Here is a 25,922-nt window from a genome sequence, read left to right on the forward strand (position 1 = left end):
TGACGGGCATTGATGAGATTGAATGTGTCACGCCGGATTTGAACGGCGTGCCACGAGGCAAGGTAATGACCGCCGAGGGCTTCCTCGAAGGGCGGCGTTTGCAGTTGGCTCGGGGGGTGCTGCTGCAATGCATCATGGGCGGTTATCCCGCCGCGAAATTCTATGGCAGCGATGACGGCGATCTGGCGCTGGTAGCCGATCCGGCGCAGATCCATCCGTTGCCATGGAGTGAAGAACCACGGGCCTTTGCCATCTGTGATGCCGACGAGCTGACCGGCGAAAGTTCCAACCTGTCGACCCGTGGCCAGCTCAAGAAAGTCATTGCCCGCTACGCAGCCCTCGGTCTGGCACCGGTGGTGGCGACCGAACTCGAATTCTTTGTGTTCGCCCCGAACACCGACCCGACCCAACCGTTCCAGCCGCCAGTCGGGCTCGACGGTCGTCGCGAGGACGGCCACTCGGCGTTCAGCGTCAGCTCCAACAACGGCCTGCGGCCGTTCTTCAGTGAAGTCTATAAATGCATGGCGGCCCTCGGTCTGCCGCGCGATACCTTCATGCACGAAATGGGTGTCAGCCAGTTCGAGATCAACCTGCTGCACGGTGATCCGCTGCTACTGGCCGACCAGACCTTCCTGTTCAAACACCTGCTCAAGGAAGTCGCGCTCAAGCACGGCCTGACCGTGGTGTGCATGGCCAAACCGCTGGCGCACACGCCGGGCAGTTCGATGCACATTCACCAGAGCATCGTCGAAATCGGCAGCGGCAAGAATGTGTTCAGCGACGCGGACGGTCAGCCGACCGCGATGTTCCGTCACTTCATCGGCGGGCAGCAGGCGGGAATGGCTGACTTCACTGCGCTGTTTGCGCCGAACGTCAACTCCTATCAGCGCCTGTGCCATCCGTTTGCGTCGCCGAACAATGCCTGTTGGTCCCACGACAACCGCGCTGCCGGCTTGCGGATTCCGGCCAGTTCGCCGGTGGCCCGCCGCGTAGAGAACCGTTTGCCGGGCGCCGATGCCAATCCTTATCTGGCGATTGCCGCGAGTCTGGCGGCCGGGTTGCATGGCATCGAACATGAGCTTGAGCCGAGCGAAGCAATCCAGGGCGAGTTCGAAGTACCGGACAATCTTTCGCTGCCATGCACCTTGCACGCGGCGCTCGAACGTCTGAAGCGCAGCCAGCTTGCCAAGGAACTGTTCGGCAAGGAGTTCATCGAAGGCTACGTCGCTTCGAAGACCATGGAGTTGACCAGCTTCTTTGATGAAATCACTCCCTGGGAACGGCGTGTTCTAGCAGCCCAGGCCTGACGTACCGTTGTCATCGGGCTATCGTTCGATAGCCCGATACTTACCGCAAGGAGCCGCTCGGAACGCCGATGCGCCAAATCTGGAAATCCTTTCGAGCGCTGTATTTCGCCTCGCTGATGATGTTGATCGGCTCGGGCCTTCTTTCTACTTATCTGGCTTTGCGTCTGGCTGCCGACCATGTCGACGGGTTGTGGGTCGGTGCGTTGATGGCGGCCAACTATTTCGGTCTGGTGCTGGGCGGCAAGATCGGTCACCGCCTGATTGCCCGGGTCGGGCATATCCGCGCCTACTCGGCGTGTGCCGGGATCGTCGGCGCGGCGGTGCTCGGTCATGGGCTGGTCGACTGGTTGCCGGCCTGGCTGGTGCTGCGGACCATCGTCGGCCTCGGCATGATGTGTCAGTACATGGTCATCGAGAGCTGGCTGAATGAGCAGGCCGACGCCAATCAGCGCGGTCTGGTGTTCAGCGGCTACATGATCGCGTCGTATCTGGGGCTGGTGCTCGGTCAGCTGATTCTGGTCATGCACCCGGGTCTTGGCCTGGAACTGCTGATGCTGGTCGCATTGTGCTTTGCCCTGTGCCTGGTGCCGGTGGCACTGACCCGGCGGATTCACCCGGCGCCGCTGCATCCGGCGCCGATGGAGCCGCGTTTCTTTATCAAGCGCGTGCCGCAGTCGCTGAGTACGGTACTCGGGGCGGGGCTGATCATCGGTTCGTTCTACGGTCTGGCGCCGCTGTATGCCTCGCAGCAAGGTCTGTCCACCGAGCAGGTCGGTCTGTTCATGGGTAGCTGCATCTTTGCCGGGCTGCTGGTTCAATGGCCACTGGGCTGGTTGTCCGACCGCTATGACCGGGCGTTGCTGATCCGCAGCTTTGCGCTGGTGCTGGCGCTGGCCGCATTGCCGTTGGCGATTCTGCCGCAGGTGCCGCTGGAAGTGCTGTTCATCGTTGGCTTCCTGTGTTCGCTGGTGCAGTTCTGTCTGTACCCGTTGGCGGTGGCGTTTTCCAATGACCATGTCGAGGGTGAGCGTCGGGTCTCGCTGACGGCGATGTTGCTGGTGACTTACGGCGTGGGAGCGAGTATCGGGCCGCTGGCGGCCGGGGTGCTGATGAAGCTGTTCGGGCCGCAGAGCCTGTACGCGTTCTTCACCTTTTTCGCGCTGGTACTGGTGTGGCGGATCCGGCCGAAAGCCGTGACCAATCTGCACCAGGTCGACGATGCGCCGCTGCATCACGTAGCGATGCCGGACAGCATGTCCAGTTCGCCGCTGGTGGCAGCGCTTGACCCACGGGTTGACGAACAGGTGGTGCAGGAGCAGATGCAGACGACGGTCGCGCCGGAGCCAGAGCCGACGCCTGACGTTGATGCCACCGTGGTGGATGAAGCACCGGAGCCGGACGTCACTGGGAACAAGCCTTGATCCACGCATAAAAAAAACGGGCAGTCACTCATCGGTGGCTGCCCGTTTTTTTTGCCTGAGAATCAGAGATCGTCTTTATCGAACCGACGCGCTTCGCGTTGCAGTTGATAAACGAAACGCTCGACGTTGCGCGCTGCCGGGCCGCTGATGTTGTGAAAGCGCAGGCCGGCAAAAGTGATATTGAGTTTTTCTTCGAAGTGCAGATAGCGCAGTTCGACCGATACCGGCTGGTTGCCGAACAGTGGCGCGGCGATCAGGCGATCGTAGACCTGACCCAGTTGCAAGCGGTCGGTGATATCGCCTTCAAAGCGCAACTTGCAACCCGTGGCCGAGATGTCCAGCAATTTGCCATCCAGCGGTGCCTTGAGCTTTTCGCCGCCGAGCACGACGCTGACCAGATCGGTCAGTTTCAGTGCGGCGCGAAAGGCGTTTCGGCGCTGGTGATAAACCACTTCGGTGGGCAGGTCGCCGGTGTAGAAGCGGTCGCCGTCGGAGTCCTTGATGCTCAGCGTCCCTGTACATTCCCAGGCAATGCGCACGCCATCATGAAAACCCTCAACCTTGAACGGTTCGCCTGCTTCCAGAAAACGTTCGCCGTCGCGCGGGATCATTTCATCAAGCTTGATCGAACCGTTTTCGCGATCGACTTCAATCAGGTAGCTCTGGAAACGCTGGCTGCGCTCGTGAAAGGTGATGATCAGCGGATCGTGGCTCTCTTGCAGCTGGCGCAGGTTGCTGGAGATCTCCAGAGGCGTGGTAAGCACCTTTGGTGGCTGCGGAGAGTCATCCGCGCTGAGGACGTTGGACACGTTAAATCAATCTCCAGACAAAATTTGACTACGGCTGGCCAGTATTTTGCCAGCATGTTTGGCGCGTTGATAGGGCGCAAGCATAGAAGAACGATTTACGCCTGACTGAGCGCGCGCGGTTTCTGCAGTTTGGAGAAGGTGCCGCTGGCGTCGTAGAGCGCGGGTGGCTCGCCACCGGTGAGGATCTTCAGCTGATTGGCCGTAGCGGCCTGCTGCATCACGATCGACTGGCCATTGCGGGCGTTGGTCGCCTGGCACTGGGCTATCAGGTCGGTCAGGACATCGCTCTGGCTCAGCAACTGGTCGCCGATGCTCGACTGGCTGGCGAGTTGCTCCAGACCATTGCGGTCGATCGGCAGATTGAGGCTGGCGAGAATTTCGCTGCGCTTGCGGCCATGCTGTTCGAGCAGAATGATCAGTGCCTGTTTGCTCGCCAGAATCTCTTCCAGCAGTGGCATGTCGCGACCGTGCAAGGCGAGGGACTCGGTTTGCAGTAACTCCAGCAATTGTTGCGCTGGAGCAAGGTCGTCGGTGATCAGTTGCAATAAATTAGTGTCGTGCATGGCTGGCCTTGGGTTTTAAGCGTCCAAAAGCCTGGCGCTGACCGAGGCCTAGCGCTGGGCTTCGAAGTTGAGCAGTTTGCTGGCTACACGGTTGCTGTCGACTTTATAGCTGCCATCGGCAATCGCTGCTTTCAACTCGGCCACGCGGGCTTTGTCGACGGCAGGCTGATCGCGCAGCTTGTCAGTGACCTTCTGCAACTGTTGAGCCTCATTGCTGAGGTGTACCGATTCCCCGCTTTTTGCGGTACTGGCCTGTTCGGCCGGGGTATTCAGCGGCGCGGAGGTGCCGGTTTCGGCGGTTTCCTTAGGCGTGCTGGTACGTGTACTGCCCGTAAGTGACGAGGAGCTGTTCAAACGGCTGAAATCGATGACCATGTTAAAAACCTCTGGGAATTTGGACGCTTGCCATGTTCTCGGCCATCCCCTGGAAAACTTTAGGCCCATTTACCAATGAGCTTTGCATGCGCCGTAGCAGATCCTGCTGCGGCACAGTTTAGGGAACAGCTCTGGTCAGCGCCAGTTTTCTGCTTGAATGCTCAGGGGCTTTTCAAATAACCGTTCACATCGCCGCTCACATCGCCACTTCCACCTGGCCGGGCGCGATGACCTGCGCCTTGATGACCCGCTGGGAGTTGAGGTTCTTCACTCGAATCTGTTCTTTCAGGCCGCCGTTGGACAGGGCTTCGCCCGGCATGCGCACGGCGAGGGTGCCGCTGCGGGCCGTGATCACGACCTGATCACCTTTGCGAACCACTTCCGCCTGTTCCATGTGCACCAGGGTCAGTACCTGGTCGGCGACCGTTGGTCGGGTTAATTTTTGCCCGATGGCTTCGTCCACCGACGTCAGGAAGCCCTGATTGATCTGACTCACATCGTGCTCACGCAAGGTCACATCCTGGGGCTCGATTATTCCGGCGCGCTTGAGGGGGCGCGTGGTGGTCACGACCTCGCGAAACAGGCGGACTTGAGCGGGCACGAACACTGTCCAGGGGGCTGCGCCTTCACAGCGGACCTTGACGGTCACACGACCCAAAGGGCGCCCCGGGCTTTCCAGAGAGGCTGTCAATTCCTTGTCGCACATGGGCATGCGCATGCGTGGATCGAGCTGCTTGACCTCGATTTCATAACGGCCTTCCGTTTGACTGGTAGCCAGATAGTCTTCTACGGTGAATTCAAGAAAGCCCTGAGTGACGCCGATAAGCATGTCAGGCAAGGTAACCGCATCAGCAACGGCAGGGCTGCCAGCGAAGCAGAGCCAAATGGCGGACACTGCACAGAGCCCTCTGCGGAGAGGGGATGTCAGGCGTCGGAAAAATGTCGTTTGAGCGTTCATACGAGTTAAAAAGCAAGCGCCGTGCCGTTTAGCAATGAATGTGCGTCGCAACAACACTTGGCGTTGGTGTAGGAGTCTGGGCATGGCTGGTGTAATGGATTCGGTGAACCAGCGCACGCAACTGGTGGGGCAGAATCGCCTGGAGCTGTTGTTGTTCCGTCTCGACGGCCAGCAGCTCTACGGGATCAACGTGTTCAAGGTTCGGGAAGTGCTGCAATGCCCGCAACTGACGCTGATGCCCAAGTCCAGTCCTGTCGTGTGCGGGGTGGCGAATATCCGGGGGGCGACCATTCCGATCCTTGATCTGGCGATGGCGACCGGCTCCGGTGCGTTGAAAGACAAGAACAGTCCGTTCGTGATCATTACGGAATACAACACCAAGACACAGGGTTTCCTGGTGCGCTCGGTGGAACGTATCGTGAACATGAACTGGGAAGAGATTCATCCGCCGCCCAAGGGCACCGGACGCGATCATTATCTGACCGCTGTGACTCGGGTCGACAATCAGTTAGTCGAAATCATCGACGTCGAGAAGGTGCTGGCGGAAGTTGCGCCGACACCGGAAGCGATTTCGGTCGGCGTAGTGGATGTCGAGACCCAGAGCAAGGCATTGTCGCTGCGGGTGCTGACGGTCGATGACTCGTCGGTGGCGCGCAAGCAGGTGACCCGTTGCCTGCAGACGGTCGGCGTCGAAGTGGTGGCGTTGAACGACGGCAAGCAGGCGCTGGATTACCTGCGCAAGCTGGTCGACGAGGGCAAGAAGCCGGAAGAAGAGTTCCTGATGATGATCTCCGACATCGAAATGCCGGAGATGGACGGGTACACCCTGACGGCCGAAATCCGTAGCGACCCTCGCATGCAAAAGCTTCATATCATCCTGCATACTTCGTTGTCGGGTGTGTTCAATCAGGCGATGGTCAAGAAAGTCGGTGCCGATGACTTCCTGGCCAAGTTCCGTCCTGATGACCTGGCATCCCGGGTAGTCGACCGGATCAAAGCAGCAGATATCAGCTAAGGGCCTTCTGCCCCTGGCGTTCAACACGATTTAAGAGGCGGCATCATTTGTCTACGGGTAATTTGGATTTCGAACAGTTCCGGGTCTTCCTGGAAAAAGCCTGTGGCATTTTGCTCGGTGAAAACAAGCAGTACCTGGTGTCGAGCCGTCTCAACAAACTGATGGAGCAGCAAGGCATCAAGTCCCTGGGTGAGCTGGTACAGCGCATCCAGACCCAGCCGCGCAGCGGTTTGCGCGAGCAGGTGGTCGATGCCATGACAACCAACGAGACCCTGTGGTTTCGTGATACCTATCCGTTTGAAGTCTTGAAGAACAAGGTGCTGCCCGAGGCGATCAAGGCCGCTCCCAACCAGCGTCTGCGGATCTGGTCGGCGGCCTGCTCGTCGGGTCAGGAACCCTATTCGCTGTCGATGTCGATCGACGAGTTCGAGCGGACCAACATCGGCCAGTTGAAGATGGGTGTGCAGATCGTCGCCACGGATCTGTCCGGCAGCATGCTGACCAACTGCAAGACCGGCGAGTACGACAGCCTGGCGATCGGTCGCGGTCTGTCCGCCGACCGCCTGCAACGCTACTTCGACCCGAAAGGGCCGGGGCGCTGGGTAATCAAGGCGCCGATCAAGAACCGGGTGGAGTTCCGCTCGTTCAACCTGCTCGACAGCTACGCAAGCCTGGGCAAGTTCGACATCGTGTTCTGCCGCAACGTGCTGATCTACTTCTCCGCTGAGGTGAAGAAGGACATCCTGTTGCGCATCCACAGCACGCTGAAGCCGGGCGGTTATCTGTTCCTTGGCGCTTCCGAAGCGCTGAACGGTTTGCCGGATCATTACCAGATGGTTCAGTGCAGCCCGGGGATCATCTACCAGGCGAAGTGATCAAGACCGGCAACACAAGAAACGGGAGTCCTCAGGGGCTCCCGTTTTTTTATGCCTGAAGATTTGCCGGCGGCAGAAAAGCGGCATCCGGCGGAAACCGGTTGCCGCTTTTCTGGCATTGCCGCGTTGCCGATTGCGGGCAAAGCCCCGTAATCCGGGGCTTTCTCAAACTGGCACGACGCTTGCTATATCCCAGTTACGAAAAATCCGGTCACCTGAAGGTCCCGACATGAGCATCAGCTTCGATAAAGCGCTCGGAATTCACGAAAAAGCCCTGGGCTTCCGCGCTCAACGTGCAGAAGTACTGGCCAACAACATCGCCAACGCCGATACCCCGAACTACAAGGCTCGGGACCTGGACTTCTCCAAAGTGCTCGAAGCGCAGAGCCAGAAGAACGCCAACGGCACCATCGCCCTGAACATGACCAACAGCCGTCACATCGAAGCTGAAGGTCTGGGCAATGGCGACGAGTCGCTGATGTATCGCACGCCGATGCAGCCGTCGATCGACCAGAACACCGTGGACGCCCAACTGGAACAGTCGAACTACGCAGAAAACGCCGTCGGCTTCCAGGCCAGCTTCACCCTGCTCAACAGCAAATTCAAAGGGCTGGTGTCAGCCCTGCGCGGAGAGTAATCCATGTCCCTGTCCAGCGTTTTCAACATTGCCGGCAGCGGCATGAGCGCCCAGACCACCCGTCTGAACACCGTGGCTTCGAACATCGCCAACGCCGAGACCGTCTCGTCGAGCATCGATCAGACCTACCGTGCCCGTCACCCGGTATTCGCCACCATGTTCCAGGGTGGCCAGAGCGGTGGCAGCAACTCGCTGTTCCAGAACCAGGATGCTGCCGGTCAAGGCGTGCAGGTGCTTGGCGTGGTCGAAGACCAGAGCAACCTCGAGGCGCGTTACGAGCCGAACCATCCGGCCGCTGACGCCAAAGGCTACGTCTACTACCCGAACGTCAACGTGGTGGAAGAAATGGCTGACATGATTTCCGCGAGCCGGTCGTTCCAGACCAACGCCGAAATGATGAATACCGCCAAAACCATGATGCAGAAAGTACTGACCCTCGGTCAGTAATAAGGGGCGACTGCCATGAGTGTTACCGATACCACCAGCGGCCTGGCGATGAACGACATACTGGCCAACTCTTCGAAGAAGACCAGTAGCACCACCAGCGGCGGCATTGCTTCGGCCACCAACAGCGCGACCGGCGGCCAGGCGCTGGGCAAGGATGCGTTCCTGCAACTGCTGGTAACCCAGCTGAAGAACCAGAACCCGCTCGATCCGCAAGACAACAGCGCATTTGTTGCCCAGTTGGCGCAGTTCAGCAGCCTTGAGGGTATTACCACCCTCAACAGCACCGTCAGCTCGCTGGCCGGCAACTACAACTCCTCGCAAGCCCTGCAGGCTTCGTCGCTGGTTGGCCGCAACGTGATCGTGCAGACCAACACTGCGCAGCTCGATGATCCGAGCAAAGGCCTGACCGGTACGGCGACTGTTCCGTCGTCCATTGCCGGCGGCACGGTGACCATTACCGACAGCAGCGGCAAAACCGTACGCACCATCGATCTGGGCAGTCGCGCTGCCGGCCCTGCCAGCTTTACCTGGGACGGCAAGGATTCGTCCGGCACCGTGGTGCCGGTGGGTACTTACACCTTCAAGGCCAACGCGTCGATCAACGGCACCGCGACGGATCTGGCGACTTACCTGCCGGCCACCGTCAACAGCGTGACGATCAGCCAGACCGGCGGCGAGCTGATGCTCAACCTGTCCGGCAAGGGCACCGTTGCCCTGTCCAAAGTACAAACCATTGGTATATAGAGCCGACTAACCGGCACAAAGGAGTGGAATATGTCTTTCAATATCGGCCTTAGCGGTCTCTATGCAGCCAACAAACAACTGGACGTGACCGGCAACAACATCGCCAACGTCGCAACCGCCGGTTTCAAATCGTCCCGTGCAGAATTCGAAGACGTGTACTCGTCGACCCGTCTGGGCAGCGGCAGCAAGGTCATCGGTAACGGTGTGCGCCTGGCCAACGTTTCCCAGCAGTTCACCCAGGGTGACATCAACAACACCGGTAACGTGCTGGACATGGGCATCAACGGTTCCGGCTTCTTCACCATGAGCAACAACGGCTCGATCTCCTACACCCGTGCCGGTACGTTCAAGGTCGACAACAACGGCTACATCACCAACACCGACTACACCTCGCGTCTGCAAGGTTACGGTGTGGACTCCAACGGCAAGATCATCAACGGCGTACTGACCGACCTGAAGATCGATACCTCGAACCTGGCGCCGAAGTCCACTTCGTCCGTGACGTCGACAATCAACCTGAACTCGTCGGAAAAGCCGATCGACCAGACCGCTTTCCCGTTCGATCCGGCCAAGCTCGAGTCGTACACCAAGTCGTTCAGCACGCCGATCTATGACACCCAGGGCAACTCCCACGTCATGGATCAGTACATGGTGAAAACCTCTGACAACACCTGGAAGGTTTACACCCTGGTGGACGGGCGCAACCCGGACGCAACCGGCAGCAACCCGGTCACTACGCCTCCAGTCGCGTCGACCCTGACCTTCGACAGTTCGGGCAAGTTGCTGCAGGTCAGCACGCCAAACCCGGCGGACCCGACCAACCCGATCATCAGCAGCGACTTGAAGCTCGCCAACTGGGTGCCGGGCACCGTGACCAACGGCGTCTTCACGCCTAACGGCGCAGCAGCCAACCCGGCGGGTGTGACCATTTCCCTGGCCAAGACCACTCAGTACAACGCTGACACCGCGCGTTCGATCCCGACTCAGGATGGTTATGCCACTGGCCAGATCACCAACCTGACTATCGACGGCACCGGTACGCTGTTCGCCAACTTCAGCAACAACCAGAGCAAGGCCATCGGCCAGGTTGCACTGGCCAGCTTCACCAACGAACAAGGCCTGCAGGCGATCGGTGGCACCAGCTGGAAAGAGACGTTCGCTTCGGGTGTTCCGGGCTACGATGCGCCGAAAACCGGTACGTTGGGTGAGGTGGTGTCCAACTCGCTGGAAGAGTCGAACGTTAACCTGACCAATGAGCTGGTTGATCTGATCAAGGGTCAGAGCAACTATCAGGCGAACGCCAAGACCATTTCCACTCAGAGCACTATCATGCAGACCATTATTCAGATGACCTGATTTTTGGCTGTACAGGGAGCCCCTCTTTTTGAGGGGCTTTTTTTTGTTTGGCATGGCGTCCTGGTGGACGGCCATGCTGTGGGGGGATTGGGTGAATATCCGTTGCTTCGGGTGTGGCGGCTGGCGGTTTCGCCCTTACGGCGAGTCCCTTTTTCAAACGCCAAAAAAGGAACCAAAAGGCTTGGCCCCTGCGTTCGGCACCTCGCTTTGGCTCGGTGTTCCTTCGTTCCGGGATTTATCCGGGGGCATCGCCTACGGTTTGCTTCGCTGCACCTCCTCTCGATGCATGCGGCTTCGCCGCACGGTCGCTGCGCTCCCACCCCCGGATAAATCCCTCCACTCAGCCTGCCGATGGGGCCGGCACGTCAAAAGCGGTACTCGAGCTAACGCTCATTGTGTTGAGTGGTGGGAAGCCAAAGCAGGAGCAGGAGCAGAGAAAGCAGGGGTGAGTTGTATGCGTTTCAAAACCCAAGTTCACCTCGGTATTTCATGTCGGCGTACCTCTCCCAAACACCTCGGTCGGTTCCCTCTCCCTCCGGGCGGTCCGACGTTTCGGGAGGGCTAGGGTGAGGGCGGCTTTTGCTTTTATCGCGGACAAAAGAAAACCCCCGACAAACCAGAAGTCTGTCGGGGGTTTCTCGTTCAGGCGTCTTGCGACGCCTGACTCGGCTCAGCTTATTGGCAAGCTTCGCAATCCGGCTCGTCGATGGCGCAAGCCTTTGGCACTGGAGCCGGGCCGGCAGGGGCTGCCAGGGCCGAGTCGTCGCCGTGGTTGCCACCGGCGGAAACAGCGTTGAGCTTGCCGGTGTTGATGGTCGACTTCTCGGTGCTGGTCGCGGCCAGGGCACGGAGGTAGTAGGTGGTTTTCAGGCCACGGTACCAGGCCATGCGGTAGGTCACGTCCAGTTTCTTGCCCGATGCGCCGGCGATGTACAGGTTCAGCGACTGGGCCTGGTCGATCCACTTCTGACGACGGCTGGCGGCGTCAACGATCCACTTGGTGTCCACTTCGAACGCGGTCGCGTAGAGCTCTTTGAGTTCTTGCGGGATGCGCTCGATCTGCTGAACCGAACCGTCGTAGTACTTCAGGTCGTTGATCATGACCGAGTCCCATAGACCGCGAGCCTTCAGGTCGCGAACCAGGTACGGGTTGATCACGGTGAATTCGCCCGACAGGTTCGATTTCACGTACAGGTTCTGGTAGGTCGGTTCGATCGACTGCGATACGCCGGTGATGTTGGCGATGGTCGCGGTCGGTGCGATGGCCATGATGTTCGAGTTACGGATGCCTTTCTGTACACGGGCGCGAACCGGTGCCCAGTCCAGGGACTCGGTCAGGTCGACGTCGATGTACTTCTGGCCACGTGCTTCGATCAGGATCTGTTGCGAATCCAGCGGCAGTACGCCTTTGGACCACAGCGAACCCTGGAACGTCTCGTACGAGCCGCGCTCGTCGGCCAGGTCGCAGGAAGCCTGGATCGCGTAGTAGCTGACCGCTTCCATCGACTTGTCGGCGAACTCGACGGCAGCGTCGGAACCGTAAGGGATGTGCTGCAGGTACAGCGCGTCCTGGAAGCCCATGATGCCCAGACCGACCGGACGGTGGCGGAAGTTGGAGTTCTTCGCCTGCGGTACCGAGTAGTAGTTGATGTCGATCACGTTGTCGAGCATGCGCACGGCGACGTCGATGGTGCGCTTGAGCTTGGCGGTGTCCAGCTTGCCGTCGACGATGTGGTTCGGCAGGTTGATCGAGCCCAGGTTGCAGACCGCGATCTCGTCCTTGTTGGTGTTCAGGGTGATCTCGGTGCACAGGTTCGAGCTGTGGACCACGCCGACGTGCTGCTGAGGGCTGCGCAGGTTGCACGGGTCCTTGAAAGTCAGCCATGGGTGGCCGGTTTCGAACAGCATCGACAGCATCTTGCGCCACAGGTCTTTGGCCTGGATGGTCTTGAACAGTTTGACCTTGCCCGGGTACTCGGTCAGGGCTTCGTAGTACTCGTAGCGCTCTTCGAAGGCCTTGCCGGTCAGGTCGTGCAGGTCCGGTACTTCGGACGGCGAGAACAGGGTCCACTTGCCGTCATCGAAGACGCGCTTCATGAACAGGTCAGGGATCCAGTTGGCGGTGTTCATGTCGTGGGTACGACGACGGTCATCACCGGTGTTCTTGCGGAGTTCGATGAACTCCTCGATGTCCATGTGCCAGGTTTCCAGGTAGGCACACACAGCGCCTTTGCGCTTGCCACCCTGGTTAACGGCGACGGCGGTGTCGTTCACGACTTTCAGGAACGGAACCACGCCTTGCGACTTGCCGTTGGTGCCCTTGATGTACGAACCCAGTGCACGCACCGGCGTCCAGTCGTTGCCCAGGCCACCGGCGAATTTCGACAACATGGCGTTGTCGTGGATCGCGTGGTAGATGCCCGACAGGTCATCCGGAACGGTGGTCAGGTAGCAGCTCGACAGCTGTGGACGCAGGGTACCGGCGTTGAACAGGGTCGGGGTCGAAGCCATGTAGTCGAACGAGGACAGCAGGTTGTAGAACTCGATCGCACGGTCTTCTTTCTGCTTCTCTTCGATCGCCAGGCCCATGGCCACGCGCATGAAGAAGATCTGCGGCAGTTCGAAACGCACGCCATCCTTGTGGATGAAGTAACGGTCGTACAGGGTCTGCAGGCCCAGGTAGGTGAATTGCTGGTCGCGCTCGTGGTTGATCGCCTTGCCCAGTTTTTCCAGGTCGAAGTCGGCCAGCACAGGGTTCAGCAGTTCGAACTCGATACCTTTGGCGACATAGGCTGGCAGGGCCTTGGCGTACAGGTCGGCCATCTCGTGGTGAGTGGCGCTTTCGGCGACGTTCAGGAAGCCCAGGCCTTCGGCACGCAGAGTGTCCATCAGCAGGCGGGCAGTCACGAACGAGTAGTTCGGCTCGCGCTCGACCAGGGTACGCGCGGTCATCACCAGCGCGGTGTTGACGTCGTTCAGGGCTACGCCGTCGTACAGGTTCTTCAGGGTTTCGCGCTGGATCAGGTCGCCGTCGACTTCAGCCAGACCTTCGCAGGCTTCGGTGACTATGGTGTTCAGGCGGCCCATGTCCAGCGGCGCGAGGCTGCCGTCGGCGCGGGTGATGCGGATCGACGGGTGCGCCTGGACCGGAGTCTCGGCGGTGGTGCGGGTGGCGCGCTCTTTCGAACGGGCGTCGCGGTAGATCACGTAGTCGCGAGCCACTTTCTGCTCGCCGGCACGCATCAGGGCCAGTTCGACCTGATCCTGGATTTCTTCGATGTGGATGGTGCCGCCCGACGGCATGCGACGCTTGAAGGTCGCGGTGACCTGTTCGGTCAGGCGGGCAACGGTGTCGTGGATTCGCGACGAAGCGGCAGCGGTGCCGCCCTCAACTGCGAGAAACGCTTTGGTGATAGCGACGGTGATCTTGTCATCGGTGTAAGGAACGACAGTGCCATTACGCTTGATCACGCGCAGTTGGCCAGGCGCGGTGGCGGCCAGATCCGAATTCGAATCGGCGGCCTGCGGCAAGGTGCCCTGCGGGTTCTCGCGAGTTGTGTCGGTTTGCATGGGTGTCTCCACGTTCTCTATGTTTGTTTGGGCACCATCACGGTGCCCACCGTTCCGTCCTGAAGCACTACAACCGGCAGTTGCCGGGTAACGACTTCGGGACAGTTCAGGAAGGGGGCCTTGTGGGCGCCGCTTCCATGCCGAAGTCTTCGGTTCGCGCGATACGCGTGAAACCGCATTCCGTTAGGGAGGCAGTTTCGGACTGCAACACCCGTACCGTTATCGCCGTGATCGGCTGGAAAACGGCAGCCATCCGCAGGAGCGGTTTGGTCTACTGAAAATCTGTTTGGTTCCACCCGACAATGGCAATAAAAAGGCTTGAATTCACTGCCGGGTTTGTGATTGGTTTTTTAACGCCAACCCCTACATGTAGGGTTTTTTTGAGCGCGGGCTACAAGATAATGCGTTTTGGGGGGCGATTGCAACGGACAGCCTGTGGATAACCCTGTGCGTAAATTGTGTGCGAAACAGGGAACTCCCGTGTAGGCCGCGAACCTGCTGAGCTAGACCGTTTATCACTGTTTTTTCTTCGGGAAAAACGCTTCAGCGGATTTTTAAGGGCGCGAACCCTATCACAGAATCCGAGCTTCTCCGAACGCATTTCCCGACTTGTTTTCTCGCTGTACGCCGTTTATACAATCGGCCCATGCACACGCATTCTTATCCTCCTTAAAGATGACAAAAAGACGGGAGGATCCTTCCTTTATAAGAAAAATCGGCAAGCAGAGGTCACCCGTGGAGCAAGAAGCCTGGCAGGTATTGATAGTCGAGGACGACCAGCGTCTGGCTGAACTGACCCGCGAATACCTGCAAGCCAACGGATTGCGCGTGGAGATCGAAGGCGACGGTGCGCTGGCGGCGGCGCGGATCATCAAGGAACAGCCGGACCTGGTGATCCTCGACCTGATGCTTCCCGGCGAAGACGGCCTGAGCATTTGCCGCAAAGTACGCGACAAGTACGACGGGCCGATCCTGATGCTCACCGCCCGTACCGATGACGCTGACCAGATACTCGGTCTCGATATCGGTGCTGATGACTACGTGTGCAAACCGGTGCGCCCACGGCTGTTGCTGGCGCGCATCCAGGCGTTGCTGCGACGCAGTGACACACCCGAGCCCGCTTCGGGCAACCCGCGCCGCCTGCAGTTCGGCCCTTTGGTGGTCGATAACGCGTTGCGCGAAGCCTGGCTCAGTGAAAGCGGTATCGAGCTGACCAGCGCCGAATTCGACCTGCTCTGGCTGCTGGTGTCCAACGCCGGGCGCATCCTGTCCCGGGAAGAAATCTTCACCGCACTGCGCGGCATCGGCTACGACGGCCAGGACCGTTCGATCGATGTGCGCATCTCGCGCATCCGTCCGAAGATCGGCGACGACCCCGACCACCCGCGCCTGATCAAGACCATCCGCAGCAAAGGCTACCTGTTCGTGCCGGAAGCCTGCGCAGACTTGCCGCTGTGAATTCGATCTTCCTGCGCATTTATGGCGGCATGTGCGCGGCGCTGATTCTGGTGGCGGTGCTCGGTGTGCTGGCGCTGCATCTGCTCAATCAGGTGCGCAGCGAGCAATACCGCGAGCGTCTGGCCCACGGCACGTTTTCGCTGATGGCCGACAACCTGCAACCGATGAACGAAACCGAGCGCCATCGCGCCTTGCTGGTGTGGGAGCGCCTGTTGGGCATTCCGCTGGCGCTGAAGACCTTTGCCCAGACTGACCTCGACCTGACCCAGCGTACCCGGGTGCAACGCGGGCAAGCGCTGGTCGAACAGACCGGCCCGCACGCGGCCAAGGTCTATCGGCTGGTCAGCGACAAGGATCAACTGGTGCTGGTGGGCGAGGTGCAGCAGATCAGCGAGCAACTGGCCCGGGCGACCATTTACCTGTTGGCCGATGAACTGGTGCGGGTGCCGGTGGGCGAGCAGCCCAAACGGCTAGCGCAATTGAAGCAGGACAAGGGGTTCGGTTTCGATTTGCGGCTGGTCACGGTCAGCGATGCCGACATGGACGAAGACCAGAGCCGTCGGGTGTCCGAGGGCGATACGGTGATGGCGCTGGGCAAGGGCGGTGATTCGATCCGGGTGTTCGCCGGCATGGTCGGCACGCCGTGGGTACTGGAAATCGGGCCGCTGTATCAGATGAACCCGTACCCGCCGGAATGGCTGGTGCTGATTGCGGCCCTCGGCCTGACCCTGATCGGCCTGATCGTCTATTTATTGGTGCGCCAGCTCGAACGGCGTTTGCGCGGGCTCGAAGCCGCTGCCACGCGCATCGCCAAAGGCAGCCTGGAAACCCGTGTGCCGGCCCGGGGTGCCGACTCGGTGGGCAAACTGGCGGCGGCGTTCAACGGCATGGCTGAGCACTTGCAGCAGTTGCTCGCCATTCAGCGTGAACTGGTGCGTGCGGTGTCCCACGAATTGCGCACACCGGTGGCGCGTCTGCGTTTCGGTCTGGAGATGATCGGCTCGGCCACCACCCCGCAGGCGCTGGAAAAGTACCGCGAGGGCATGGACCACGACATCGAGGACCTCGACAAACTGGTCGACGAAATGCTCACGTATGCCCGGCTGGAGCAGGGCTCCCCGGCGCTGACCTTCCAGCGCATCGACCTGGATGCGCTGGTCAATCAAGTGATCGAAGAACTGGCGCCGCTGCGCGCCGAAGTCACGGTACAGCGCGGCCTGTGTCTGTCGGCGGCGGATTGCGATGACGCCTGGGTCGAGGCCGAGCCGCGTTATCTGCATCGGGCCCTGCAGAATCTGGTGGGCAATGCCATGCGCCATGCGCGTTCTAAGGTCACGGTCAGTTATCAGGTGGGGCAAATGCGCTGTCGGGTGGACGTTGAGGACGATGGCCCCGGTGTGCCGGAAACCGCCTGGGAGAAAATCTTCACCCCGTTTTTGCGGCTGGATGACAGTCGCACCCGTGCATCGGGCGGACATGGTCTGGGGTTGTCGATCGTGCGCAGGATCATCCACTGGCACGACGGTCGGGCGCTTATCGGCAAGAGCAAGAGTCTGGGCGGGGCGTGTTTCAGCCTGAGCTGGCCGAGGAATCAGGAGCGGCGCTGAATCTCGCATTGGTCAAGCTGACCCATTCGCGAGCAAGCTCGCTCCTACAGGTCAGCGCGCTTCAGGGTGGGAGCGAGCTTGCTCGCGACACGGCCATTCCAAACAGTACAAACCTTCAGGCAGGAATGCTGACCAGACTCAGCAACTGCCCGTCCTGCACCCCGAATTGCGCATCGAGTTCGGTTCCGTTGCGCCATTCGCTGGAAAGGTCCGTCAGCAACCGCAAACGCACATGACCGTGCTCATTCCATTCCAGCACCTCGGCATGCTCGAAGTAGAAGCGCTGCTGCACGATCGGGTACAGCGCCTTGAACAGACTCTCTTTCACCGAAAAGGTCAGGGTCACCCACAACGCGATTCGATCCCGGGAGCCGGCGGCCATGCGCTGCATTTCCGGCGGGGTCAGGATCTCTCCGGCCAGTCGCTCGGCGCGTTCGGCGTTGAGCAGGTTTTCCAGGTCCATGCCCAGCCCGCGCCAGTGCTGCTTGTTGGCGACAATCGCCGCCGCACGGCCGGTGCTGTGGGTGATCGAGCCACAGATGTGTGACGGCCAAATGGGGGCGCGATCCTCGCCGATCGCCGGAACAGTGCTCGAGCCTTCCAATTGCTGCAACGCCGCCCGGGCGCAAATCCGCCCGGCAAGGAATTCCGCCTGCCGCTTGGCCACCGAACGCTGAATGCTCGGCGGCGGCTCGATGGCGCTGCGGCGGAAGTCATCACCGAGCAATTGCGAAGGATCGAAATGGGTGCTCAGCAGCACGGTGTCGGGCAACACCGTCGGCAAGGGCCAATGGGCATCGAGCGGGGTGCAGCAGGTGGGGAGGAAAGGGCTGGCAGTCATGTCGGCATTTTGCCGGTAAGCGTCAGGGCTGGGTAGTGGCAAGGTTTAAATCGGCGGCGCGATCATCGCCAGCAGGCTGGCTCCCACAAACGCTCACCATGCAAATGTGGGAGCCAGCCTGCTGGCGATGGTCGCGCCGCGATGTCTCTGCCTAACCAAAGATTTTCTTGAAGAACGCCTGCATGTCCGCCCAGGATTTTTCATCGGCGGCCTTGTTGTAGCCGATATCCGGGCCACCGTGGTCGCCGTGGCTCAGGCGATCCGCATCAGGATTGCTGAAGCCATGCTTGGCACCGTCGAGGCTGACGAATTGATAGTCGGCGCCGGCCTTGTCCATTTCTGACTTGAATGCCGTGACGTTGTCCGGGGTGACCATGCTGTCCAGCGCGCCATGTTCGACGAGGACTTTCGCCTTCACGCTACCCGGCGTAGCCGGAGTCTTGGTGGCCAGCGCACCGTGGAAGCTCACCACGCCGGCCAGCGGCACACCCTGACGCGCCGCATTCAGCACCACGCCACCGCCGAAGCAGTAACCGATGGCGGCGATTTTATCCTTGTCGGTCTGTGGCTGTTTCTTCAACAGATCCAGCCCGGCCTGAAAGCGCTTGCTGGCCGCATCGGCGTTCTGCGTGGCCGCCTGCATGAACGCCATCGCGTCTTTCGGGTGCTCGGTGTTCTTGCCTTCACCGTACATGTCGATGGCCAGCGCGCTGTAACCGAGCCCGGCGAGATCCCGGGCGCGGCGCTTGGCGTAGTCGTTCAGGCCCCACCATTCATGCACCACCACCACGCCGGGGCGCGGGCCCTTGATCGCGTCGTCGTAGGCGAAATAGCCGATCAGCTTCGTGCCGTCGGCACTCTGATAGGGGATTTCCTCGGTCTTGATCGCAGCCTGGCTGAGGCCGCTGAAGACAAGGAGGGCGAGGGTTAAAAGCAGGCGCATGATCGGGTCTCCTGACAATAAAGGGTCAAAACAGCCTAGTTCATTTCATTCAGGTCAGGTTCAGAGAGCGTTCAGGGGCGGTACAGGGGAGGGTCAGTAACCTTGCGCCATACCCGAAGAGCACAACTGAGGAACACTCAATGACTCGTTTGAACAAACTGCTGCTGGCTTTCACCGTCATGAGCGCAAGCATCGCCGCCCATGCCGACACCACCACCAACTTCGCCGGCCTGACCTTTGGCCAGACCAGCGACAAGATCAAGAAATCCAACGCCCTGAACGACAACCTCGGCCATCCGGACGCCACTGCGGCCATCGACGGCAACAACACCTACGGCCTGCGTCTGGGTCAGCAAAACAGTCAGGGTCGCTACTACGCCACCTACGACAACGTGTCCGGCTCGCACAATGGCATTAAACTGCGCCAGGAAAACCTGCTGGGCAGCTACGATCTGTTCTACCCGGTGGGTAGCAGCACCAAGCTGTTCGGCGGTGCCACGGCCGGTCTGACCAAGTTGACCCAGGACTCGCCGAGCTACAGCCGTGACAGCGACATCGGTTACGCCGTCGGCGGCCAGTTCGGTGTGCTGCAGCAAGTCTCGCAGAACACCTCGGTCGAACTCGGTTACCGTTACCTGCGCAGCAACGCCAGCACTGAGATGAAAGAGAGCGGCGGCAGCAAGCAAGGCTCGCTGGACTTGACCAGCAGCGCCCAGACTTACCTGTCGGCCAACTACGCTTTCTAAAGCGCGGTTTGCCCTGGCCCCTGTGGGAGCTAGCCTGCTAGCGATAGCGTCCTGACAGTCGACATCATGGTCGGTTGTCAATTCGCAATCGCTAGCAGGCTAGCTCCCATAGGCGGTTGTCTGGAGATTTCGTTTTACCCGGGAGAAGGTTATGAAACTGTTGGTCGTCGAAGATGAAGCGCTGTTGCGCCATCACCTGCAAACCCGCCTGACGGAAAGCGGTCACGTGGTCGAGTCCGTGGCCAACGCCGAAGAGGCGTTGTACCAGACCGGGCAATTCAACTTTGACCTGGCGGTGATCGACCTCGGCCTGCCGGGCATGGGCGGGCTCGACCTGATCCGCCAGTTGCGCTCGGGCGGCAAGACCTTTCCGATCCTGATCCTCACCGCACGCGGCAACTGGCAGGACAAGGTCGAAGGCCTGGCCGCCGGCGCCGACGATTACGTGGTCAAGCCGTTCCAGTTCGAAGAACTCGAAGCGCGGCTCAATGCGCTGCTGCGCCGTTCCAGCGGTTTCACCCAGTCGACCATCGTCGCCGGGCCGCTGTTGCTCGATCTCAATCGCAAACAGGCGACACTCGATGAACAACCGCTGGCGTTGACCGCTTACGAATACCGGATCCTCGAATACCTCATGCGCCATCACCAGCAAGTGGTGCCCAAGGATCGGTTGATGGAGCAGTTGTACCCGGATGACGACGAGCGCGATCCGAACGTGATCGAAGTGCTGGTCGGCCGACTGCGCCGCAAGCTCGAAGGCCCGGCCGGGTTCAAGCCGATCGACACCGTGCGCGGTCTCGGCTACCTGTTCAACGAGCGCTGCACTTGATCCGTTCCCTTCGCGTCCGGCTGATGCTCGCCGCCACCACCCTGGCGGTGTTGTTCATGCTCGCGTTGCTCCCGGCAATGCAGGGCGCGTTCAGCCTGGCGCTGCAGGACTCGATCGAGCAGCGGCTGGCGTCGGACGTCACGACGCTGATTTCTGCTGCGCGTATCGAAAACGGTCGGCTGGTGATGCCGAATCAGTTGCCGGACGAGCGATTCAATCTCGCCGATTTCCGTCTGCTCGGTTACATCTACGACCGCGAAGGGCATCTGGTCTGGCGCTCGAAAGCGACGCAGGAAGAGCAGATCAATTACAAACCGCGTTATGACGGTCTCGGCAATGAGTTCGCGAGGATTCGCGAGGCCAACGGTCAGGAGTTTTTCGTCTACGACGTCGAGGTCAAACTGCTCGGCGGCAAGAGCGCGGCTTTCAGTATTGTGGCCCTGCAACCGGTGCGTGAATACGAAATCACCCTCGAAGGTTTGCGCGAGAATCTTTATCTCGGCTTTGGTGCGGCGTTGCTGGTCCTGCTCGCTCTGCTGTGGATCGGTCTGACCTGGGGCCTGAAAGCCTTGCGCCGGCTCAGTCAGGAGCTCGATGAAATCGAAGGCGGAACGCTCGAAAGCCTGAGTGAACAGCACCCACGCGAACTGTTGCGCCTGACCGGTTCGCTCAACCGCCTGCTGCACAGCGAGCGTCAACAGCGCAGCCGTTACCGCGACTCCCTCGACGATCTGGCCCACAGTCTGAAAACCCCGCTGGCGGTATTGCAAGGTGTCAGCGAAGACATGGCCCAGCGCCCCGAAGACCGCGATCAGGCGTGGGTGCTGCAAACCCAGATCGAACGCATGAGCCAGCAGATCGGCTACCAGTTGCAACGCGCCAGCCTGCGCAAAAGCGGTCTGGTGCGCCATCAGGTGCGCCTGCGTCCGGTGCTGCAAAGCCTGTGCGACACGCTGGACAAGGTCTACCGCGACAAACACGTGCGCGTCGCCTTCGATCTGCCGGAGCACTGCTACGTGCCGATCGAGCAGGGTGCCTTGCTGGAAATGATGGGCAACCTGCTGGAAAACGCCTACCGCCTGTGCCTGGGCGAAGTGCGTATCAGCGTGCGCGAAAGCCACTCAGGAAGCGAGCTGTGCATCGAAGACGACGGCCCCGGTGTGCCCCCGGATCAGCGCGCACGGATTCTCGAACGCGGCGAACGCCTGGACCGCCAGCACCCGGGGCAGGGCATCGGGCTGGCGGTGGTCAAGGACATCATCGAGAGCTACAGCGCGAAACTGACATTGGGCGATTCGCCGATGGGCGGGGCGGCGTTCAGGATTCATTTTCCGGCGGTGTGACGGCCTACTGCTCCTGCGCCCGATAAGCCCCCGGCGTCAGCCCCGTCCACTTCTTGAACGCCCGATGAAACGCCGACGGCTCGGAAAATCCGAGCTGTTCGGCGATCTGTTGCAATGACAGATCCGCTCGCCCCAGGTGATAAATCGCGATGTCCCGCCGCAACTGATCCTTCAGTTCCTGAAAACTGGTGCCTTCCTCGCGCAGATGCCGGCGCAGGGTTTGCGGGCTGATATGCAGGTGCGCGGCCACGGCTTCGAGGTCCGGCCAGCGTGCGCTGTCGTGGCTAAGCAAGCGCCGCAGCCGGCTGCTCAGGCTGTTGCCGTCGTCCGGGCGTGACAGCAGGTCGGCGGGGGAGCGTTCGAGGAAATGCTTGAGGGTGCGTTCATCCTGTAACAGCGGCATGTGCAGATAACGACTGTGAAACACCAGGCTGCTGTGCGTTGCCGAAAATTCCAGCGGGCAGGAAAACAGCAGATCGTATTCCGCTCCGTGCGCTGGTTTCGGGTAGCTGAAGCTCGCCTGTTCCAGGCGAATCCGCTGGCCGATCAGCCAGCTGCCGAGGCGATGCCAGATCACCAGCAGGCTCTCGCTGAGAAAGTGATCCGGATCCCACAATTGCGCATCGTCGAGGCTCAGGCGCACCCATTCGTCTTCATGGGTCAGGGTCAGACGCGGGGCTTCGGGGAATAGGCTATAAAACAATAAGCCGCGTTGCAGAGCCTTCTCCAGGCTGCGGCAATGAATGATGGCGTGGCACATCATGGCGAAGCTGCCGGGTTTGCTCGGCGCATTGCCGAAGCCCAGGTATTCGTCGTCCAGGGCCAGCCACAGGTTCTGGATCAGTTGGGTGAATTGCTCCGGGGCGATCCGCGCGCGCGGCTCGTCGAGCAGTTCGGGGCTGATGCCCAGTTGCTGCAGCAGGTCCGAATAGTCGTAACCCGAGCGCCGCGCGCCACCGAGGGCGGCGCGGGCAAAGTGACTGGCGATGGTGCGTTCGCGCATGAGCGGTAGATCCTTCCTCTGGCGACCGATGGTAGCGGCTGCCTTTGATCGGTAACAAGGCGGATTTCCGCCAAATTGTAGGACGAGGTCGGGCGAGTTGGCGGAAATCCGCCACACTTGAGTAACCGGTTAGTGACAAAAAAATACCCGCATCCCCTGATATCAAAAGGCTTGCAGCGATTTGCACCAAAGTGGCACGACGTTTGCGATAAGAGCGACAGAAGCGTGCGCCTAGCCGGTCCGGAAAAGCGCCGTTCGACACAACAAATCCCTCCAGTGCAGGAGGGTTCGCAATTCAAGTGTCGCGTTCAACAGATGGATGTTGCCGCGCGGGACTCTTGAGGAACTTTGCAATGACGACTCGTCAGCCACTGTACAAATCCCTGTATTTCCAGGTGATCGTCGCAATTTGTATCGGTATCGCGCTCGGCCACTATTACCCGCAGTTCGGCGTGGCGGTAAAACCGCTGGGTGACGGGTTCATCAAACTGATCAAAATGATCATCGCCCCGATCATCTTCTGCACCGTCGTCAGCGGCATCGCTGGCATGCAAAGCATGAAATCGGTTGGCAAGACCGGCGGTTACGCACTCCTGTACTTCGAAATCGTTTCGACCATCGCCCTGCTGGTCGGCCTGATCGTGGTCAATATCGTGCAACCGGGCAACGGCATGCACGTCGATGTCAGCACGCTGGACGCCTCGAAAGTCGCGACCTATGTGCAACAAGGTGCTGACCAGAGCGTCGTCGGCTTCCTGCTCAACGTGATCCCGAACACCATCGTCGGCGCGTTCGCCACCGGTGACATCCTGCAAGTGCTGATGTTCTCGGTGATCTTCGGTTTCGCCCTGCACCGCCTGGGTGCCTACGGCAAGCCGATCCTGGACTTCATCGATCGCTTCGCCCACGTGATGTTCAACATCATCAACATGATCATGAAGCTCGCGCCAATCGGTGCCTTCGGTGCGATGGCGTTCACCATCGGTGCCTACGGCGTCGGCTCGCTGGTGCAGCTGGGTCAACTGATGATCTGCTTCTACATCACCTGCCTGGCGTTCATCCTGATCGTGCTCGGCGGTATCGCTCGCATGCACGGCTTCAGCGTGCTGAAGATGATCCGCTACATCCGTGAAGAACTGCTGATCGTGCTGGGTACTTCCTCGTCGGAATCGGTACTGCCACGCATGCTGATCAAGATGGAACGTCTGGGCGCGAAGAAATCGGTAGTGGGTCTGGTGATCCCGACCGGCTACTCGTTCAACCTCGACGGCACCGCGATCTACCTGACCATGGCGGCCGTGTTCATCGCTCAGGCGACCGACACCCACATGGACATCACTCACCAGATCACCCTGCTGGTGGTGTTGCTGCTGTCCTCCAAAGGTGCAGCCGGTGTGACCGGTTCGGGCTTCATCGTACTGGCCGCCACCCTGTCGGCCGTAGGTCACCTGCCGGTGGCCGGTCTGGCGCTGATCCTGGGTATCGACCGCTTCATGTCCGAAGCCCGCGCCCTGACCAACCTGGTCGGCAACGCCGTTGCAACCATCGTTGTGGCCAAGTGGGTCAAGGAACTGGACACCGACGTACTGGACGCCGAGCTGGCGTCGGGCGGTCGCGGTATCATCGATACCCGTCCTGAAGATGACCTGGGCGTGGCCGAAGGCCCGACCCCGAGCAATGTGAAGTAAGCATCGCTTGCATGGGAAAACCCGCTTCGGCGGGTTTTTTCTTGCCTGCTGTTTGAGCGCAACGGTCAGCGCAACTGATGGATCCGGTAATTGCCCCATCGCTGATGGCTGCCTAGGCTGCATGCATCGTTGATGGAGATCGCCCATGTCTGCACCGCTGGCCTCACTGAAGATTCTGGATTTCTCGACCCTGCTGCCGGGGCCGTTCGCCTCGCTGTTGCTGGCGGACATGGGCGCCGAAGTGCTGCGCATCGAATCGCCGACCCGCCTCGACCTGCTGCGGGTGTTGCCGCCTCACGATCACGGCGTCTCGGCCAGCCATGCCTATCTCAACCGCAACAAGCGCAGCCTGGCGCTGGATCTCAAACAGCCCGAGGCGCTGGAGCTGGTGAAGCAGTTGCTGGCGGATTACGACATCGTGCTGGAGCAGTTCCGCCCCGGTGTGATGGAGCGGCGGGGGCTGGGTTACGAGGCGCTGAAGGCGATCAATCCGAAGTTGATTTATGTGTCGATCACCGGATACGGCCAGACCGGGCCGTACAAGGATCGCGCCGGCCACGACATCAACTATCTGGCATTGGCCGGGCTCGCCAGTTACACCGGGCGCGCCGACAGCGGGCCGTTGCCGCTGGGCATGCAGGTGGCGGATGTGGCGGGCGGTTCGTTGCACGGGGTGATCGGTCTGTTGGCGGCGGTGATTTCCCGCCAGCAGACCGGGCTGGGCACCCATCTTGACGTGAGCATGACCGACTGCGCGTTCAGCCTGAATGCCATGGCCGGTGCCGGGTATCTGGCTTGCGGCGAGGAACCGGGCTGGGAAGATCAGATGCTCAATGGCGGCAGCTTCTATGATTACTACCGCTCCCGTGACGGGCGCTGGATGTCGGTGGGCAGTCTGGAACCGGCCTTCATGCAGCAACTGTGTGCGGCGCTGGGGCGGCCGGAACTGGCGGCGCAGGGCTTGTCACCCAAACCCGAACAGCAACGGGCGCTCAAGGACGCCTTGAAGGTCGAGTTCGAGAAGCATGACTTTGCCGAACTGTGCGAGCTGTTCGCCGGGATCGATGCCTGTGTAGAACCGGTACTGAACCTGGGCGAGGCGCTACAGCATCCGCAACTGCAGGCGCGGGAACTGGTGACGCAGGTGCCGCGTGGGGATGGTTCGGCGCAGGCGCAGATGGCTTGCCCGCTGAAGTTTTCCGAGGCGTTGCCGCCGCCGCGGCATGTCGGGGCGGCGCTGGGGCAGCATACGGATCAGGTGTTGGCGGAGTTGGGGTTGAGCCTTGGGCGGATTGCCGAACTGCGCCGAGCCAAGGTGATTCTCTAGTGCCTGTTGCGGCCTCTTCGCGGGCAAGCCCGCTCCCACAGGTATTTGTGCCGTACACAG

23 protein-coding genes are annotated in these 25,922 nt (G+C 60.4%); 15 read left to right on the forward strand and 8 right to left on the reverse strand.

From position 1 onward, the window contains the following. The first annotated feature begins 65 nt into the window (after positions 1–65). Together N8H71_RS24040 and N8H71_RS24045 are read left to right on the forward strand one after the other, a co-directional pair. Complete coding sequence (locus tag N8H71_RS24040; RefSeq protein WP_262195961.1) at positions 66–1,307, forward strand: glutamine synthetase family protein; 1,242 nt, start codon at positions 66–68, stop codon at positions 1,305–1,307. A 68-nt stretch (positions 1,308–1,375) separates the two neighbouring features. Beyond that, positions 1,376–2,728 (forward strand): MFS transporter, encoded by a 1,353-nt coding sequence (locus N8H71_RS24045; RefSeq protein WP_262195922.1) that lies wholly within the window; start codon positions 1,376–1,378, stop codon positions 2,726–2,728. Positions 2,729–2,790: 62 nt separating this feature from the next. Here the strand turns inward: N8H71_RS24045 and N8H71_RS24050 are convergent, their stop codons facing one another. From N8H71_RS24050 to flgA, 4 genes are all read right to left on the reverse strand, one after another. Continuing rightward, positions 2,791–3,537 carry a flagellar brake protein gene (locus N8H71_RS24050; protein WP_262195923.1) on the reverse strand — a complete coding sequence of 249 codons (747 nt, stop codon included), beginning with the start codon at positions 3,535–3,537 and terminating at the stop codon, positions 2,791–2,793. Positions 3,538–3,632: 95 nt separating this feature from the next. Next, positions 3,633–4,100 carry a flagella synthesis protein FlgN gene (locus tag N8H71_RS24055; RefSeq protein ID WP_262195924.1) on the reverse strand — a complete coding sequence of 156 codons (468 nt, stop codon included), beginning with the start codon at positions 4,098–4,100 and terminating at the stop codon, positions 3,633–3,635. Positions 4,101–4,148: 48 nt separating this feature from the next. Next, the gene (gene flgM, locus N8H71_RS24060) at positions 4,149–4,475 is read right to left on the reverse strand and encodes a flagellar biosynthesis anti-sigma factor FlgM (protein ID WP_249482443.1); all 327 of its coding nucleotides are present in this window, start codon (positions 4,473–4,475) and stop codon (positions 4,149–4,151) included. A gap of 196 nt (positions 4,476–4,671) precedes the next feature. Next, complete coding sequence (gene flgA, locus N8H71_RS24065; RefSeq protein WP_262195925.1) at positions 4,672–5,433, reverse strand: flagellar basal body P-ring formation chaperone FlgA; 762 nt, start codon at positions 5,431–5,433, stop codon at positions 4,672–4,674. 82 nt (positions 5,434–5,515) lie between these two features. Here flgA and N8H71_RS24070 point away from each other — a divergent pair, with 82 nt between their 5' ends. The 6 genes from N8H71_RS24070 to flgE all read left to right on the forward strand — a co-directional run bounded on the left by N8H71_RS24070 (position 5,516) and on the right by flgE (position 10,507). Next, positions 5,516–6,448 carry a chemotaxis protein CheV gene (locus N8H71_RS24070; RefSeq protein WP_007960326.1) on the forward strand — a complete coding sequence of 311 codons (933 nt, stop codon included), beginning with the start codon at positions 5,516–5,518 and terminating at the stop codon, positions 6,446–6,448. 47 nt (positions 6,449–6,495) lie between these two features. Then, positions 6,496–7,323: a protein-glutamate O-methyltransferase CheR gene (cheR, locus tag N8H71_RS24075; RefSeq protein ID WP_007960327.1), complete on the forward strand. Its 828-nt coding sequence runs from the start codon at positions 6,496–6,498 to the stop codon at positions 7,321–7,323. A 229-nt stretch (positions 7,324–7,552) separates the two neighbouring features. Continuing rightward, entirely contained in the window at positions 7,553–7,960 is a 408-nt protein-coding gene (gene flgB / locus N8H71_RS24080) for a flagellar basal body rod protein FlgB (protein WP_025112931.1), read from the forward strand. A gap of 3 nt (positions 7,961–7,963) precedes the next feature. Further along, on the forward strand, positions 7,964–8,407 hold the full coding sequence (flgC, locus tag N8H71_RS24085; protein WP_054593596.1) for a flagellar basal body rod protein FlgC: 444 nt from the start codon (positions 7,964–7,966) through the stop codon (positions 8,405–8,407). Positions 8,408–8,422: 15 nt separating this feature from the next. After that, positions 8,423–9,151, forward strand: a complete 729-nt coding sequence (gene flgD, locus N8H71_RS24090; protein ID WP_262195926.1) for a flagellar hook assembly protein FlgD — start codon at positions 8,423–8,425, stop codon at positions 9,149–9,151. A 30-nt stretch (positions 9,152–9,181) separates the two neighbouring features. Further along, entirely contained in the window at positions 9,182–10,507 is a 1,326-nt protein-coding gene (flgE, locus tag N8H71_RS24095; protein WP_262195927.1) for a flagellar hook protein FlgE, read from the forward strand. Between the two features lie 675 nt (positions 10,508–11,182). Here the strand turns inward: flgE and N8H71_RS24100 are convergent. Then, positions 11,183–14,077: a ribonucleoside-diphosphate reductase subunit alpha gene (locus N8H71_RS24100; protein ID WP_262195928.1), complete on the reverse strand. Its 2,895-nt coding sequence runs from the start codon at positions 14,075–14,077 to the stop codon at positions 11,183–11,185. Between the two features lie 735 nt (positions 14,078–14,812). On the opposite strand from N8H71_RS24100, the gene N8H71_RS24105 reads away from it, so the two are divergent. Both N8H71_RS24105 and N8H71_RS24110 read left to right on the forward strand, forming a co-directional pair. After that, on the forward strand, positions 14,813–15,535 hold the full coding sequence (locus tag N8H71_RS24105; protein ID WP_262195929.1) for a response regulator: 723 nt from the start codon (positions 14,813–14,815) through the stop codon (positions 15,533–15,535). After that, entirely contained in the window at positions 15,532–17,142 is a 1,611-nt protein-coding gene (locus N8H71_RS24110) for an ATP-binding protein (protein WP_262195930.1), read from the forward strand. The genes N8H71_RS24105 and N8H71_RS24110 overlap by 4 nt, the downstream gene beginning before the upstream one ends. A gap of 115 nt (positions 17,143–17,257) precedes the next feature. Here the strand turns inward: N8H71_RS24110 and N8H71_RS24115 are convergent, their stop codons facing one another. Together N8H71_RS24115 and N8H71_RS24120 are read right to left on the reverse strand one after the other, a co-directional pair. Next, the gene (locus N8H71_RS24115) at positions 17,258–17,983 is read right to left on the reverse strand and encodes a 4'-phosphopantetheinyl transferase family protein (protein ID WP_262195931.1); all 726 of its coding nucleotides are present in this window, start codon (positions 17,981–17,983) and stop codon (positions 17,258–17,260) included. Between the two features lie 151 nt (positions 17,984–18,134). After that, the gene (locus N8H71_RS24120; protein ID WP_262195932.1) at positions 18,135–18,926 is read right to left on the reverse strand and encodes a dienelactone hydrolase family protein; all 792 of its coding nucleotides are present in this window, start codon (positions 18,924–18,926) and stop codon (positions 18,135–18,137) included. A gap of 140 nt (positions 18,927–19,066) precedes the next feature. Between N8H71_RS24120 and N8H71_RS24125 the strand changes: the two genes are divergently transcribed. The 3 genes from N8H71_RS24125 to N8H71_RS24135 all read left to right on the forward strand — a co-directional run bounded on the left by N8H71_RS24125 (position 19,067) and on the right by N8H71_RS24135 (position 21,844). Then, positions 19,067–19,672 (forward strand): hypothetical protein, encoded by a 606-nt coding sequence (locus N8H71_RS24125; RefSeq protein ID WP_007957751.1) that lies wholly within the window; start codon positions 19,067–19,069, stop codon positions 19,670–19,672. A gap of 151 nt (positions 19,673–19,823) precedes the next feature. Continuing rightward, the gene (locus N8H71_RS24130; protein ID WP_007957754.1) at positions 19,824–20,501 is read left to right on the forward strand and encodes a response regulator transcription factor; all 678 of its coding nucleotides are present in this window, start codon (positions 19,824–19,826) and stop codon (positions 20,499–20,501) included. Next, positions 20,498–21,844, forward strand: coding sequence for an ATP-binding protein (locus N8H71_RS24135; protein ID WP_262195933.1), 1,347 nt, complete (start codon positions 20,498–20,500; stop codon positions 21,842–21,844). The genes N8H71_RS24130 and N8H71_RS24135 overlap by 4 nt, the downstream gene beginning before the upstream one ends. A 4-nt stretch (positions 21,845–21,848) precedes the next feature. Here N8H71_RS24135 and N8H71_RS24140 read toward each other — a convergent pair whose 3' ends face one another. Then, positions 21,849–22,847 carry an AraC family transcriptional regulator gene (locus N8H71_RS24140; protein WP_085683578.1) on the reverse strand — a complete coding sequence of 333 codons (999 nt, stop codon included), beginning with the start codon at positions 22,845–22,847 and terminating at the stop codon, positions 21,849–21,851. Positions 22,848–23,200: 353 nt separating this feature from the next. Between N8H71_RS24140 and N8H71_RS24145 the strand changes: the two genes are divergently transcribed. Together N8H71_RS24145 and N8H71_RS24150 are read left to right on the forward strand one after the other, a co-directional pair. Beyond that, the gene (locus N8H71_RS24145) at positions 23,201–24,535 is read left to right on the forward strand and encodes a dicarboxylate/amino acid:cation symporter (protein WP_262195934.1); all 1,335 of its coding nucleotides are present in this window, start codon (positions 23,201–23,203) and stop codon (positions 24,533–24,535) included. 145 nt (positions 24,536–24,680) lie between these two features. Further along, positions 24,681–25,862 (forward strand): CaiB/BaiF CoA transferase family protein, encoded by a 1,182-nt coding sequence (locus N8H71_RS24150; RefSeq protein WP_262195935.1) that lies wholly within the window; start codon positions 24,681–24,683, stop codon positions 25,860–25,862. The last annotated feature ends 60 nt before the right edge of the window (positions 25,863–25,922 follow it).

The sequence above is a fragment of the Pseudomonas koreensis genome, assembly GCF_025447595.1.
Taxonomy (GTDB): Bacteria; Pseudomonadota; Gammaproteobacteria; order Pseudomonadales; family Pseudomonadaceae; genus Aquipseudomonas; species Aquipseudomonas koreensis_H.